This window comes from Okeania sp. SIO2F4 (assembly GCF_010672385.1).
Taxonomy (GTDB): Bacteria; Cyanobacteriota; Cyanobacteriia; order Cyanobacteriales; family Microcoleaceae; genus Trichodesmium.
Map to the genome: position 1 here is coordinate 1 of NZ_JAAHGT010000152.1, position 13,955 is coordinate 13,955.

General features: G+C 38.3%; 17 protein-coding genes and 1 pseudogene. 9 read left to right on the forward strand and 9 right to left on the reverse strand.

The window, feature by feature from the left end; translation table 11 throughout:
• Positions 1-17: 17 nt before the first annotated feature.
• Entirely contained in the window at positions 18-86 is a 69-nt protein-coding gene (locus F6K22_RS12225; protein ID WP_293097718.1) for a DUF3143 domain-containing protein, read from the forward strand.
• 15 nt (positions 87-101) lie between these two features.
• On the opposite strand, the gene F6K22_RS12230 is transcribed toward F6K22_RS12225, so the two are convergent.
• The 4 genes from F6K22_RS12230 to F6K22_RS12245 form a co-directional block, all read right to left on the reverse strand.
• Complete coding sequence (locus tag F6K22_RS12230) at positions 102-848, reverse strand: undecaprenyl pyrophosphate synthase (protein ID WP_293097652.1); 747 nt, start codon at positions 846-848, stop codon at positions 102-104.
• Positions 845-1,762 carry a diadenylate cyclase CdaA gene (gene cdaA / locus F6K22_RS12235; protein ID WP_293097655.1) on the reverse strand — a complete coding sequence of 306 codons (918 nt, stop codon included), beginning with the start codon at positions 1,760-1,762 and terminating at the stop codon, positions 845-847. Before cdaA ends, F6K22_RS12230 begins: the two co-directional genes overlap by 4 nt.
• Before the next feature lie 95 nt (positions 1,763-1,857).
• Positions 1,858-3,285, reverse strand: a complete 1,428-nt coding sequence (gene lysA, locus F6K22_RS12240; RefSeq protein WP_293097659.1) for a diaminopimelate decarboxylase — start codon at positions 3,283-3,285, stop codon at positions 1,858-1,860.
• Between the two features lie 378 nt (positions 3,286-3,663).
• Positions 3,664-3,816, reverse strand: a complete 153-nt coding sequence (locus F6K22_RS12245; protein WP_293097662.1) for a hypothetical protein — start codon at positions 3,814-3,816, stop codon at positions 3,664-3,666.
• 158 nt (positions 3,817-3,974) lie between these two features.
• On the opposite strand from F6K22_RS12245, the gene rimI reads away from it, so the two are divergent.
• Positions 3,975-4,562 (forward strand): ribosomal protein S18-alanine N-acetyltransferase, encoded by a 588-nt coding sequence (rimI, locus tag F6K22_RS12250; protein ID WP_293097665.1) that lies wholly within the window; start codon positions 3,975-3,977, stop codon positions 4,560-4,562.
• A gap of 257 nt (positions 4,563-4,819) precedes the next feature.
• Here the strand turns inward: rimI and F6K22_RS43465 are convergent, their stop codons facing one another.
• The 5 genes from F6K22_RS43465 to F6K22_RS43485 all read right to left on the reverse strand — a co-directional run bounded on the left by F6K22_RS43465 (position 4,820) and on the right by F6K22_RS43485 (position 5,988).
• On the reverse strand, positions 4,820-5,050 hold the full coding sequence (locus F6K22_RS43465; RefSeq protein WP_483244126.1) for a zinc ribbon domain-containing protein: 231 nt from the start codon (positions 5,048-5,050) through the stop codon (positions 4,820-4,822).
• Positions 5,013-5,129, reverse strand: coding sequence for a zinc ribbon domain-containing protein (locus F6K22_RS43470; RefSeq protein WP_483244129.1), 117 nt, complete (start codon positions 5,127-5,129; stop codon positions 5,013-5,015). The genes F6K22_RS43465 and F6K22_RS43470 overlap by 38 nt, the downstream gene beginning before the upstream one ends.
• Positions 5,077-5,268, reverse strand: coding sequence for a transposase (locus F6K22_RS43475; protein ID WP_483244130.1), 192 nt, complete (start codon positions 5,266-5,268; stop codon positions 5,077-5,079). The genes F6K22_RS43470 and F6K22_RS43475 overlap by 53 nt, the downstream gene beginning before the upstream one ends.
• Positions 5,269-5,302: 34 nt before the next feature.
• The gene (locus tag F6K22_RS43480) at positions 5,303-5,668 is read right to left on the reverse strand and encodes a transposase (protein WP_483244127.1); all 366 of its coding nucleotides are present in this window, start codon (positions 5,666-5,668) and stop codon (positions 5,303-5,305) included.
• Between the two features lie 206 nt (positions 5,669-5,874).
• A complete protein-coding gene (locus F6K22_RS43485; protein WP_483244128.1) occupies positions 5,875-5,988 on the reverse strand; it encodes a helix-turn-helix domain-containing protein in 114 nt (37 codons plus the stop codon).
• A gap of 110 nt (positions 5,989-6,098) precedes the next feature.
• Here F6K22_RS43485 and F6K22_RS41960 point away from each other — a divergent pair, with 110 nt between their 5' ends.
• The 7 genes and pseudogenes from F6K22_RS41960 to F6K22_RS12285 form a co-directional block, all read left to right on the forward strand.
• A complete protein-coding gene (locus F6K22_RS41960; RefSeq protein WP_363273405.1) occupies positions 6,099-6,494 on the forward strand; it encodes a helix-turn-helix domain-containing protein in 396 nt (131 codons plus the stop codon).
• Positions 6,475-7,371: pseudogene (locus F6K22_RS12260) on the forward strand (RNA-guided endonuclease InsQ/TnpB family protein). The gene F6K22_RS41960 and the pseudogene F6K22_RS12260 overlap by 20 nt, the downstream one beginning before the upstream one ends.
• 218 nt (positions 7,372-7,589) lie before the next feature.
• Entirely contained in the window at positions 7,590-7,769 is a 180-nt protein-coding gene (locus tag F6K22_RS12265) for a hypothetical protein (protein WP_293097705.1), read from the forward strand.
• Between the two features lie 60 nt (positions 7,770-7,829).
• The gene (locus F6K22_RS12270; RefSeq protein WP_293097707.1) at positions 7,830-8,849 is read left to right on the forward strand and encodes a hypothetical protein; all 1,020 of its coding nucleotides are present in this window, start codon (positions 7,830-7,832) and stop codon (positions 8,847-8,849) included.
• Between the two features lie 624 nt (positions 8,850-9,473).
• Positions 9,474-11,942, forward strand: a complete 2,469-nt coding sequence (locus F6K22_RS12275; RefSeq protein ID WP_293097710.1) for an ATP-dependent Clp protease ATP-binding subunit — start codon at positions 9,474-9,476, stop codon at positions 11,940-11,942.
• 423 nt (positions 11,943-12,365) lie between these two features.
• Positions 12,366-12,776, forward strand: coding sequence for a membrane protein insertion efficiency factor YidD (gene yidD, locus F6K22_RS12280; RefSeq protein WP_293097713.1), 411 nt, complete (start codon positions 12,366-12,368; stop codon positions 12,774-12,776).
• 305 nt (positions 12,777-13,081) lie between these two features.
• Positions 13,082-13,955 (forward strand): hypothetical protein (locus tag F6K22_RS12285; protein WP_293097715.1); only part of this gene is annotated, 874 nt, incomplete at its 3' end.

The following is a 13,955-nucleotide window of genomic DNA, read 5'->3' on the forward strand; positions in this document are numbered from 1 at the left end:
TTGTTGATGGTACTGACATTCAACGATCTTTTAAATATTCCTTGACTCGACAGGATCTTGAAGCAGTAATCTTTTCGGGACCTTAGTTGAACTTGAACCAATCAGATTTTTCCAAATCTGCGTTCACGTTGCTGATAAGCGTATAAAGCACGATGAAATTCAGGACGGTTAAAGTCAGGCCAAAATGTCTCAGTAACATAAATTTCTGAATAAGCAATTTGCCACAGTAAAAAATTACTAATTCGCATTTCCCCACTGGTACGAATTAATAAATCTGGATGAGAAATACCCGCAGTATAAAGATATTTCTCAAAAATTGCTTCATTAATTTCTTCAGGTTTGAGCAGACCTTTTTGTACTTGAGTGGCGATCGCTTGACAAGCTTGTATAATTTCCTGACGTCCTCCATAATTAGTAGCTACAGTAAATTTAATCCCCTGATTTTGCCTCGTCATTTCCATTGAGTGTTTAATCTCAGCTTGTAAAGATAGAGGCAAAGAATTTAAATTACCAGCAAATCTAATTTGAACATCTTCTGCCATCATCTCTCGTAGCTCTTGACGCAGAACTCTTTCGAACAAAGTCATTAAAAAATTAACTTCCTCTTGAGGTCTGCCCCAGTTTTCACTAGAAAAAGCATAAGCAGTTAAGGCTTCTATACCCCAGTCTCTACAGCATCGTAGCAGATCCTTCAGCGCCTCTACTCCACGCCTATGACCCATAATGCGAGGTAAACCACGATCTTTTGCCCAACGACCATTGCCATCCATAATCACAGCTACATGATGAGGCAACCTTTCTGGTTTCAAATCAACAGGTAAATCTTGTAAACAAGTTCCTTGATTCATCTTTTCTTTCCAGTAGCTGATGGACTTTGACGAAGTACCCATGAAATTAATTTCGTTCCTTTTGATCCTATTTGACGTCCAAGACTAAGTATAGGGATTGAATTTGTACTTTTTTCACTACCTGATAGAAATAGACGTTCCTCTAATAACTCCTTTAGTTTATTACCTGTTAAAGGCCGATTCAAAGTTCCTTTTTCGGCCAGGGAAATAGAACCTGTTTCTTCAGATACTACTATACAAAGGCATTTTTCCACTTGTTCTGTAATTCCCATTGCCGCTCTATGACGAGTCCCTAATTGCCTGGAAGCTATTCTCTCAGACAATGGTAGAATCACACCAGCCGACATAATCTTGCGTTCTCTAATTAGAACTGCTCCATCATGTAATAAAGTTTTTGGCTGAAATATAGTTTGTAATAGCTCCTTAGAAAGTTCAGCATTTAACTTTACACCAGGTACAGAAAAATCTCTTTCATCAATAGGTCCATTTGTTTCTATAATTAACAAAGCACCTATACGATTTTGGGACAGTTGTTTAATCGCTTCTACTATTACATCAATCATATTATCTGATTCAGGTAGAACTCGGCGATCGTGTCCAAACATTTGGAGAATTTCTCCCTGTCCCAACTGTTCGAGAAACCTACGGAATTCGGATTGTAATATCACTGCCATTGAGACAGCAGAACCAATCACTAGGCTGTTGAGGGCAAAACTTAATAGTCTTAATCCGGCCCAATGACTTAAAGCCGAAGCCAACATTAAGACTATAAAGCCTCTTACCATCCATAATGTACGACGTTCCCCTATGATGACCAGCACCATATATATCAGGGCTAGAACCAGTCCTATATCAATACTATGTATTAATAAGGACTGTATCAAGCCTGGGTCATTACTAAGACCCGATTTCATTGAACTTTAATTATTAATCTAGTGTCAACTTTTAATTTGGTCTCTTTTATATTGGTAACATATTAGTTGCTATTCTTTTAGCTTTCTGTTACCAATCAAATACTATTATCATTAATAGCTATTCGCTCTGGTAAAGTATCTTTACTGAGCAAATCCTGATAAGTTTCCCTTTGTAAAATTACATTAACTTCCTTATTGCCTACCAAAACTGCTGCTGGTCTTGGCAAACGATTATAGTTAGAAGCCATACTGTAGTTATAAGCACCTGTAGCCATAACTACTAAACAATCTCCTGCTTGAGTTACTGGTAAGGTAGCGTTCTTGATGAGAATGTCACCAGACTCACAATGTTTACCAGCAATAGTAACTGTTTCTGTAGTTGCTTGAGATAATCTGTTAGCTACAACTGCTCGATAGACTGATTGATAAGTTATTGGGCGAGGATTATCTGACATTCCCCCATCTACAGATATATAGGTTCTAATGTCTGGAATTTGTTTTTGAGACCCTAAAGTATAAGCTGTCACACAGGCAGGTCCAATTATTGAGCGTCCTGGTTCACACAATAGTTTAGGTAATGGTAGCTGTCTTGCTTGACAAGCATCTACCATTGCTGTACTAACCTTCTGAACCCAAGTTTCAATACTAGGGGGGTCATCTGCTTCAGTATAACGGATTCCTAAACCACCACCGATATTAATTTCTTTGATTGGCAAATTATGTGCCATAGCAGTTGTTATTCCATCTACCATTACATCTGCTAAATCTTGGTGGGGTTGAACTTCAAAAATCTGGGAACCTATATGAGCGTGAATACCAATAAATGATAGTAATTCTTCTTTACTTATGAAGGCAAAGACATCATTTAGTTGATTTGGGTCAAATCCAAATTTGCTATCTAGATGACCTGTACGAATGTATTCGTGGGTATGACATTCAATACCAGGTGTAAATCTTACCATTACTTTGGTCGGATTCTGTAGCTGCTCTTTTTGTTCGTTCTTTAAAGCTGCTAATGTTTCTAATTCTAGCCAGTTATCAACAACAATTATACAATCTGTTTCGATGGCAAAAGTTAATTCTGCCAGAGATTTGTTATTGCCATGAAAGTATATTTTGTCAGGTTTAACACCTGCTTGGATAGCTGTATATAATTCTCCTCCAGATACAACATCTATACCTAAACCTTCAGAACCACATAAGGCACATATTGCCAGACTACTCCATGCTTTGGAAGCATAAAGTACCAAAGATTCTCCAGGATAATACTGTTTAAGTGCATCTCGATATTGACGACAAGCTGTTCGGATAGTGTATTCGTCTACAATATACAGAGGTGAGCCAAATTTCTCGACTAATGCTGGTACATCCCAGCCTCCGATTTCTAAATGGTCTGAATTGTTAACTTTAGCAGTGAGTGGTAAAAGTTCTTGATTGGGTGAACTTTCTTGGACTGAGTCTGTTAATTTTGGCAAATACTGAAGTCCAGAGTTGGTGGTTATTACAGATTGGGTTGATACCATGAGTGCTTTACGGAGTTATACTTTAGTGATATATTTTATATACTCCCACGTCTACTTTACAGTATGGCGTGGGCTTCTCGTTTCCTCGTCCCGGTATCCCGTTGGACAAGGGCGAGCTTTAAGGACGGAATGCCCTGTCGCCCTATTTTTGATATTTATTGCCCTATTCACATCCCGGTCTATTACTATGCCGCAATGCGGGTAAGAATGAATTCTGTCTATATAGTTGTTTCTTGATTTTTTCGGCACAATTTGAACAATCTTGGCTAGTGTGTTGGGGATTCACAACTCTAGCATTTAAGTCCTGCGGATGACCTAACGGTAAGGAAGCTTTGACACCCAGAATATATAGGAACTCTTCCCATCCAGCATATCTAGCTACAATTCTATGGTGGCAACTTGTTCTTGATTGGGCTTTAGCTTGTACTGATAAGCAGTCCGCATCATGGAAAAACTAACTTTATTGTTGTTAGAATAACATAAATTTTTACTATTGAGGCCAAAAGTAGTTTTTGTAAATGAATGGGACATTGAATCCATTCATTTACGGTCGATTCATCTCATACTAAATTGATTGAAAACTATGATGTGAGGCTTATCGACTATTCAGCTAAATCTAATAAATAGAAGTTATTGTATTTTGTCAATTTTTGATTGATTTTTTATCTAAAATTTAGAGTGTCATAGTTATGGCCATTATTACAATTCAAAAAATGAGGCATGAGCATATTTCTAGTGTGGTTGAATTGGACTTACTTTGCTTTGGTGGACTCTGGAATGCTCAAGGTTATCAGCGAGAGTTAGAAAGTCCTAATAGCGATCTGCTGATTTTAGTGATTAGCCAAAATACTGAAGATAGAAATAAGGAAGTTGTCTTTAAATACTCTAACTTTCAATCACAGCTTACTTATAATCAGTCTATAATCGGCATAGGTTGTTTGTGGGCTATCTTAGAGGAAGCACACATTACTATTTTAGGAATTCATCCTCAATACCAACGTTTTGGTTTTGGTCAACTACTACTATACACTTTAATGAGATCTGCTTGGGAAAGAGGTTTAGAGCGAGCTACCTTAGAAGTTGCAACTTCAAATACTTCTGCATTGTCTTTATATCATAAATTTGGATTTCAAGATGTAGGTCGTCGTCGAGGATATTATCAGCAAACTGGGGAAGATGCTCTAATTCTTTGGCGTGGTCATCTGGATGACTCAGAATTTGAGCAAACTTTGTCTGAATGGCATAGACAGGTTGTTGCTCGTATTGATGGTTATTGACATCCTCCCGACGCTGCTATACGCGAGACAGCGCGGGATTCCCTAGCATTGCTGTTAGGGCCTTTCTGCCTCATAGCACCTGCCTTCTGGGACTTACTCCCTATGTGCTTCGCACAGGCTTCGCCAACGGGTCTAAAGGCGCGCTCCACAGACAAGACAGCGTCGCCAAAGGGAGTCTCCCCCATGAGCGACTGGCGCTGACACTGCAAGTCCCCAGCCTTCGAGCGTGGGCGTTCCCTCTCTTGGTCAGCATTCCCTCACAGGAGTGCGCATTCCGCAAGCGAGCTGTCGGCGGCGCGGGGTCTGACCGCTTGCGTCTTACACACCCCGCGGGTTACCATCGGCAAAATATTTATTGCAGCGTTCATATCACGGTCATGGTGACTACCACACTCTGGACAATCCCACTCTCTAATCTTTAAAGGTAATTTTTCTACTACATGACCACAATTAGAGCAACGCGCGCGAACTCGGAAAATATCTGTCAATTTTTATCAATTGTCTTGGGTACCACTCACCCTTGTACTCTAATTGCCTGACTATTTCTCCCCAGTTGGCATAACTTATTGCTCTTGCGTGCTTTGTGGTTTTTCACCATGTTTTTTACTGCCAAATTCTCAACTACTATCGTTTGGTTTTCTCTGATTAGTTGAGTAGTTAGTTTGTGGGTCATCTCAAGTCTTGAGTCTTTAATATTAGCGTGTATTCTAGCTAGTTTTAGTCTGGCTTTTTGGTAGTTATTAGTTCCTTTGGTTTTTCAATAAGCGAGATTTCTGAGCTAGCCTCAATTTTTTGTGTAATTTTTTGAGGTTCTTAGGATTCGCTACTTTTTCTCCATCACTTGTAGTTATTAAACTGGTGATACCCAAGTCAATTCCCACTTGTTTCTTAGTCCCGTTGAGTCTTAAATCCCTAGGGTCATTAATTCTCAGAGACACAGACCATCTACCAGAAGGCTCAAGTTTGACAGTGATTGTACTAGGTATACAATCTGCTGGTAGTTGTCTACTCCATCTTATAGGTAGTGGTTCTGCACATTTGGCCAGATATACTTGGCCATCTTTCCACTTGAATGCTGATGAGCGTAAACTCGGCACTACCACCATTACGTTTTTTCTTGAAGTTAGGATATTTGGCACTTCCACTAAAAAAGTTGGTAAAAGCCGTTTGTAAATGTCTTAAGCCCTGCTGCAATGGTACACTGCTTACTTCTTGTAGAAAATCTAAATCTTCCTGCTTTTTCCAGTTGGTAAGCATAGCTGAGGTTTGGGCATATCCTACCAGTTCGTGTCTTTCGTGCCAAGCTTGAGTTCTAGCAGCTAAAGCTTTGTTCTAGATTAAGACGTACACAACCCAAACTCCTCCGCAGGAGATTTTCCTGTTCTGGAGTAGGGTAAAACCTAAATTTATAAGCTTTTTCAACCATTTACTGTTTACCGAAAAATTGGGTTTAAAGCCTCCCCCTAAAAGGGGGACTTTTTAGTTAATTTTATTTCAATAAATATGTTATTATGTTCTTAGTTGAAAATTCAGGTTATGAAAGCGAGATTTAAGTACCGTATCTATCCAACGCCTGGAAAAAAATACCGATTAGCCAAGCTATTTGGTTGTGTCCGCGTTGTCTGGAACGATAGTCTAGCTTGCTGCCAACAAAAGTATAAATCAGAAGAAAAGAAGCCCACTAATGCTGAACTTCAAAAACAGTTTATTACTCAAGCTAAAAAGACTGAAGACAGAGAATGGTTATCAGAGGTTTCTGCTATTCCATTACAGCAATCTTTAAATGATTTAAACCAGGCTTATCAAAACTTTTTTCAATCAACCAAAGGCAAGAGAAAAGGTAAACCTATAAAACCTCCACGATTCAAAAAAAGGAAATCAAGACAGACTGCTAAGTTTACATGCATGAGGGTTGAAAATTGGTCAACATAAAGTTCCTAGCAACGCCAAAATAGGAAAACTGAAAATTGCGTGGTCGAGAGAATTACCTGCTTCTCCATCATCAGTAACAGTAATCAAAGATTCAGCTCATAGATATTTCTTAAGTTTTGTAGTAGAAATACAACCAGAAACTTTACCTGAAAATGAAAATTCAGTAGGTATAGATTTAGGAATTAAAACTTTTGCTACAGTAGTGACGTTGCATGCAACGTCCGTACATGGTACAAAGGTTGATGCTCCTAAGCCACTCAAAAAACGAATCAAGAAATAGCCTCTTTCAGAGGAGCTTCGCTAACGAAAGTTAAGTAAGTTCTTATCTAACAAAACCTTAGGGTCGAAACGATATGAAAAAGCTAGACTGAGAGTTGCTAAGTTCCATGCCAAATTAAAGGATACTAGGACAGATTTTCTACATAAATTATCTACTGAAATAATTCGTGAAAACCAAACAATTGTTTTAGAAGACTTGTTTGCGAAGCATTCCGAAGGAAACGTTTCAGATATGGTCAAAAACCGCAAACTATCCAGAGCAATTTCTGATTTAGGCTGGAGACAATTCCGAACGCTATTAGAAGGAAAAGCTGAAAAATACGGTCGCGATTTTCGAGTAATAAGCAGGTGGGAAGCAACATCTCAAACCTGCTCTAGTTGTGGTTTTCAAGGTGGTAAACTAGACCTATCAGTGCGAGAATGGGAATGTCTCAACTGTGGTACAAAACACGACAGAGACGAGAATGCAGCAATAAATATATTAGTCGCGGGCGGGCAGCCCGAGACAAAAAACGGACGTGGAGGCAAGCGTAAGACTAGCGTCAAGGTAGCAGCAACCTGTGAGGCGTCAACCCACCGAAGAGCTAAGGCTCGGTAGGAATCCCGGTGCCTTTAGGCCGGGGAGGATGTCAACGAAAGCTTTTGCTGAGTTTAACATTATTTTATGTGAAACCGCTCTTATTGATTGGTTTTCCCATGAGACGCTCCCCTACCGGAGAGCGCGGGTCTTCAACCAACTTGGAGATAAATATAATAAATAATTGGGGGATGGGTTAGTATTCCCTAAAATAGTATAGTATTTTTTGGATACTTTTTATGACAGTTAATGACTCATTTAATATTGCAATGAATCGGGTAGTGAATATGACTGACGATAGAGAACTATTCTCTCGTGTCAAAAAACTGGGATTGAATGTTGTAAATGTTATGTGGGAAGACACTGCTCGAACGCCTGGTTCAGTTTGGGGACCTAATATCAGCGATATGACTCTTTAAGTTCGCCATCCAGAAGAACCAGGTCGTAGAGAACTCTTACCTGTTATTCGCTATCCAAACTTGACAGATAGAACAGGTGATGTTCCTCTAGAGCTTGTCAAAATTAAAGTGGGGAATGAACAAGGAAAAGAATTAGAAGTTGTAAGTTTGGAGGAATACCTGACTAATTTACAGGAGTATATCAGCTATCCTACTAAATTTAATCCAGAAAGTCAATCTCTACTAACAGAGAAAGATACCCATGTCTTGGTAAGCGCTCAAGCTTGTTTTTTGCCTATTCCCAGTCAAGGTAAATGTAGTTTTAATCCAGTATTATTTAATTATCAATCAGAACCAGGAAACCCTGCCGTTCTAGCTATTTTGATTTCTACCGAAGGCAGCAGTGCCATAGTTATTGACAATGAGCAAGATGTAGCAGAATGGGGACAAAATATTTATTTCAACAATAATGGCCAGAAAGCTTGCTTGACTGGAGAGCGTTTGAGGGACTATAAAGAAAATTTAGCAACCGACTTGGCAACTCGACAAGGTATTTCCCTCGAAGCAGCTCGCGACCAAGTAGGGATAGCTCAAGATGTGAATATGGTAATGATTGTTCAAGTGCCACTCAAACATAAGGAAATAGAATATTCTGTTGTGGCATGTTCCTTTTCTGTTGGTGGAACTGCTTACTTGGATAGTAAGAGAACAAGAGCAACAGACTGGTGCGATATGGAAGATGCTGTCATTGGACATGGGGAGGATGAAGGCGAACATACAGAGTTGGGAGGTTACAAACTAGAACGGGACGATCGCTATCCCATCCGTATTACCGTGCAGTTTTACAAAGCTACCAGTAACGGTATTATTGACGACAAAGGTCTGGAAAATATCAGTCAATGTATTGAGATGGCTTACACCAGTGCTGATTATATTGGCTCTCTGGTAGTAGGAATATTAGAGAAAGGAGATTTAGGCATGGGTAATGCTCGCCCCACTCAACCTGCACCATCTTCTCAGGCTGTTGTTTCTCCTCCGAAGAATTTTCTTAAAGTTGTTAATCCTTTTGCTCCTCATCAAAAGCCGAAAACAGGAGAATAAAAATAGCTGTTATAGGGCGATCGATAATTTTGGTACAAAAATGTAGACTAAGAGGGTTACAGTATTTTTTGGTTAAAAATTTGAAACTATTACCCATGTTGCATATTTTCTATACAACTACGTAGAAGACTGTTATTTGACTAAAAAAAATATTTGCTTCGCTGAAATGAATGATGTTGAATGAGAAAACTTTATATTTTCTTAAAATAAATAGATAGTTTAACCATCATATACGATCAAAACCTGAGCTATACTTTAAAAACTAAAATTACATTGTTGGCTAATAAAAAGTAACTTTCAATACCATTAATGGTAGATAGAAGAAAGCAACTGAGGAAAAAGTCAGATAGGAGATTTCCCTACCTGAATTCTTGGTTTATTAAGCTAAACTTTCTATATACGAACTCTAAATAAAGTAATTAAGACTATTTTGTTTTTGAGTAGTTTGGTAGAAAATGTTATCCACTTAAAACTTGATTGTAGGACTCGAAAGATTACTATAGCAAAATAAATTTACATTTTGACAAGTATCTCCGGTCTAAAGAGCTAGAAGTGAGAAACAGCTTTAGTAGAAATGTCACGCTAGAATAAGCTTAAGGGCAATTATAGAGATAGGAATAAATTATGTTTGAACGCTTCACGGAAAAAGCAATCAAAGTTATAATGTTGGCCCAAGAAGAGGCTCGTCGCTTGGGACATAACTTTGTGGGGACAGAACAAATCCTCCTGGGTCTCATTGGAGAGGGTACAGGGGTAGCGGCCAAGGTTCTGAAATCTATGGGTGTTAATCTCAAGGATGCTCGGATTGAAGTAGAAAAAATAATTGGTCGTGGTTCGGGATTTGTGGCGGTAGAAATCCCATTTACTCCTAGAGCTAAAAGGGTTTTAGAATTATCTTTGGAGGAAGCACGGCAATTAGGGCATAACTATATTGGGACTGAGCATCTACTTTTGGGTTTAATTCGAGAAGGTGAAGGAGTAGCTGCTAGAGTTCTGGAAAATTTAGGGGTAGACCTCTCTAAAGTCCGGACTCAAGTGATTAGAATGTTGGGTGAAACGGCAGAAGTCACTGCTGGTGGTGGCGGTGGACGAACCAAAACTCCTACTCTTGATGAGTTTGGTTCAAATCTGACTCAAATGGCATCTGAAGGTAAGTTGGACCCTGTGGTGGGAAGGCAAACAGAAATTGAAAGGGTAATTCAGATTCTTGGTCGGAGAACTAAGAATAATCCAGTTTTGATTGGGGAACCAGGTGTAGGAAAGACGGCGATCGCTGAGGGTCTGGCACAGCGCATTGCTAATAATGATATACCGGATATTCTGGAAGAAAAGCGGGTGGTAACTCTGGATATTGGTCTGTTGGTTGCTGGTACTAAATACCGGGGTGAGTTTGAGGAACGTCTGAAGAAAATTATGGATGAAATTCGCTCTGCGGGTAATGTAATCCTGGTTATTGATGAGGTTCATACTCTGATAGGAGCTGGTGCTGCTGAAGGGGCAATTGATGCGGCAAATATTTTGAAGCCTGCTTTGGCTCGTGGGGAGTTACAGTGCATAGGGGCGACTACTCTGGATGAGTATCGGAAACATATTGAACGGGATGCAGCTCTGGAACGTCGTTTTCAACCAGTTATGGTGGGTGAACCTTCTGTTGATGAAACTATTGAGATACTTTATGGTTTGAGGGAACGTTACGAGCAGCACCATAAGTTGAAAATTTTGGATACTGCTTTGGAAGCTGCTGCTAAGTTATCAGACCGTTATATTAGCGATCGCTATTTACCAGATAAAGCTATTGACTTGATAGATGAAGCTGGTTCTCGCGTCCGGTTGATTAATTCTCAATTGCCTCCCGCAGCTAAGGAATTAGATAAAGAGCTACGTCAGCTTCTGAAGGAGAAGGATGAGGCAGTACGTTCTCAGGATTTTGATAAGGCGGGAGAGTTGCGCGACAGGGAAATGGAAATTAAATCGGAAATTCGTTCTCTTGCTCAAACTAAAAAGCTCGACTCTACTACTGATGATGATTCTCCAATGGTGACTGAGGAGGATATTGCTCATATTGTGGCAAGTTGGACTGGTGTTCCAGTGAATAAGTTAACTGAATCTGAATCTGAGAAGTTGCTGCACATGGAAGATACTCTGCACCAACGTTTGATTGGTCAAGAGGAAGCTGTCAAGGCAGTGTCTCGTGCTATTCGTCGGGCAAGAGTGGGATTGAAAAATCCTAACCGACCTATTGCTAGTTTTGTTTTCTCTGGACCGACTGGGGTTGGTAAGACAGAATTGACTAAAGCTTTAGCTGCATATTTCTTTGGTTCTGAGGAGGCGATGATCCGGTTGGATATGTCGGAATATATGGAGCGTCATACTGTTTCTAAGTTGATTGGTTCTCCTCCTGGTTATGTGGGTTATAACGAGGGTGGTCAGTTAACTGAGGCAGTTCGTCGTCGTCCTTATACTGTGGTGCTATTTGATGAAATTGAAAAGGCACACCCTGACGTATTTAATATGTTACTCCAAATTTTGGAAGATGGTCGTTTGACTGATGCGAAGGGTCGGACTGTTGACTTTAAGAATACCTTGATTATTATGACTTCTAATATTGGTTCTAAGGTCATCGAGAAAGGAGGCGGTGGTCTTGGTTTTGAGTTCTCGGAAAATGAGGCTGATGCTCAGTATAACCGGATTCGCAATTTGGTTAATGAGGAGTTGAAGCAGTATTTCCGTCCGGAGTTCCTCAACCGTCTGGATGAGATTATTGTGTTCCGTCAGTTGACTAAGGATGAGGTGAAAGAAATTTCTGTTATTCTGCTCAAAGAAGTCTTTAGTAGGTTGACAGAGAAAGGTATTAAGTTAGAAATTACCGATCGCTTCCAGGAGCGGTTAGTTGAGGAAGGTTATAATCCTAGTTATGGTGCGCGTCCTTTGCGTCGGGCAATTATGCGTTTGCTTGAGGATAGTTTGGCTGAGGAAATTCTGGCCGGCAAAATCAATGAAGGTGATACTGCTGTGGTTGATGTTGGTGAAGATGGTCAGATTACTGTTTCTAAGGGTGAAAAACGAGAGTTGGTACCTCAAGTTGCTGAATAGGATTTAATTTCTTCAGGGAAAAGAAGTGAATATTTAATGGTAAGACGGCAGGAAGTTTAAACTTTCTGCCGTTTTTAAGGAATAGGGAGTAGTTTACAGGGGTAGGTTTTTTATAATAGAGGCATAGGTAAGACAAAGTAGACAAGGGCAGGGCTAATTCTTTATTCTTAGGGAATATTTACAACCCTATATTTTTGGTTAACTAATTCTAGCAAGATGTACTAGATTTTAAAGGATAGAACTTTTCTAAGCGTGACAATAAATTAACTCTGGTAGACAAGGGGGAAAAGTGAACAGGGTATATTAGTAGTATTTGTTTTCAATAAATTTTACTTCTACAGCCATGTTGCATTTTTCTGTGGCACATCTAAAATTTATCAGATACAATTTACTATGTAGTATAAATTTACCAACTCTCTTATTATGAAACGAAAAACCTATACTTTTAGTAAAGTAGCAAGTGCCGGACTAAACATTTTATTTGATATTCAAGATGCTTCTAAAAGTGTTCCTAAGTTTGTCATTACAATCGCTGATATACTGGCAACTGTGACAACACTTCTAACTATTGATATATATAAGATATTTTTTGATACTCATAAACATGGAAAATGTTCTCACAAACTACTCCATGGTCAATGCTCTTGCTCTGATTATATTAAGAAAGTAGTTATAAAATATGGAGCAGTTAAAGCTAGTTCATTAATCAAGCAACGTTCTGTTGAGTGCAAAGAAGCTTATTATATACTTAATGCTGGAGGTAGTTTAATTAACAAGCATAATTCTAATTTTACTCCCTTAATATGCTTCGATAATCACAACCATTTTCATTGATTCTTTTTTAGGTAGTCCTGTAGATGTAGTCATATTGATATTTATAAGTAAATCCCTTTCACTGTCAAAAACAAAACTACAAAAATCGGTAGTGGTGCATAGTAATACAATGCACCACTACCCAAAAATCACGAATTCTATATGACTACCCTTTTGTAAAAAAGTGAAATATTGTTCGGTTTAAAAACTAATTTTATGAGTTAGATAATTTCTATAAAACTAGATACAGAAAAGCTTAAATTGATTAGAGTAAGATTGAATTTTTGCTTTATTGTTATGTTTAATTTTGTTTTATGTTTCTCAAAATGGACGAGTCTGCTATTTCATCGTTTCAAGATGCTGAATCATTAGCTATGCAACATTGGAATGATTTCAAAAAGTGGAAATCAAACAGTGATATAGACTATGATTCTATATTTTTAGGTCTTAGAGATATAATCAAAGATTTAGAACAAAGACAAAACACTTCTGGAACTGTTCACTCTCTAATAAGCAATTTTATAAAAAATGAAAAGTCTGCTAGATTATATAGACATTTAAGAGATTTTGGTTCTCTTCAGCATTTTGGTACAGAACAAGACATACGACTCAATAATGTTTTAAAACCTTTTGTTAAAAATTTAGGCAAGAAAAATGAAAGTGAATTAGAAGAATTGTCATTATTCCTAGACCAAAACAATTTGCTTGAAAATTTTCTAGAAGATAAGAAACTTATTTTAGTATCTTCCTATAAAGATTTACTTCACTCTTCAGGTATTAACAAAAATTCATTACTCACCAAATCTGATTATGCAGAAGCGATCGATTTCTTAAAATCAAATATTAAGCAGACACTTTTAGTCTTGCCCTGGGAATCATTGAAAGCTAATGGTTTATCAAAATTACTGCGTTTAATGATGGGAATATTAATTTACAGCTATTATGCTTTACCAGATGGATTGAGTAAAATAGAATCTAGTAAAATACTCTTACGGACATTAAAGTTGGGGTATTACTTTGGTGTTACATATCCATTAGTTGACAATATATTTGACTCAAAACACATAATATCTAATACACAAAAAAAAGTTTTTGCTAAAATTTTGACTGATGCAATTTCTGGAATTAATGTTTCACCTAAAGTACCTAATATTCCATTCTTAAGAGAGCTATATCGATGTTGTTTAGAGTTAAAATATA

Bases quoted from the DNA above. Each gene is read 5' to 3' on its own strand.
- F6K22_RS12230 (WP_293097652.1), bottom strand. From the start codon at position 848: ATGAATCAAGGAACTTGTTTACAAGATTTACCTGTTGATTTGAAACCA.
- cdaA (WP_293097655.1), bottom strand. From the start codon at position 1,762: ATGAAATCGGGTCTTAGTAATGACCCAGGCTTGATACAGTCCTTATTA.
- lysA (WP_293097659.1), bottom strand. From the start codon at position 3,285: ATGGTATCAACCCAATCTGTAATAACCACCAACTCTGGACTTCAGTAT.
- F6K22_RS12245 (WP_293097662.1), bottom strand. From the start codon at position 3,816: ATGTCCCATTCATTTACAAAAACTACTTTTGGCCTCAATAGTAAAAAT.
- rimI (WP_293097665.1), top strand. From the start codon at position 3,975: ATGGCCATTATTACAATTCAAAAAATGAGGCATGAGCATATTTCTAGT.
- F6K22_RS43480 (WP_483244127.1), bottom strand. From the start codon at position 5,668: ATGGTGGTAGTGCCGAGTTTACGCTCATCAGCATTCAAGTGGAAAGAT.
- F6K22_RS43485 (WP_483244128.1), bottom strand. From the start codon at position 5,988: ATGGTTGAAAAAGCTTATAAATTTAGGTTTTACCCTACTCCAGAACAG.
- F6K22_RS41960 (WP_363273405.1), top strand. From the start codon at position 6,099: ATGAAAGCGAGATTTAAGTACCGTATCTATCCAACGCCTGGAAAAAAA.
- F6K22_RS12265 (WP_293097705.1), top strand. From the start codon at position 7,590: ATGACAGTTAATGACTCATTTAATATTGCAATGAATCGGGTAGTGAAT.
- F6K22_RS12275 (WP_293097710.1), top strand. From the start codon at position 9,474: ATGTTTGAACGCTTCACGGAAAAAGCAATCAAAGTTATAATGTTGGCC.
- yidD (WP_293097713.1), top strand. From the start codon at position 12,366: ATGAAACGAAAAACCTATACTTTTAGTAAAGTAGCAAGTGCCGGACTA.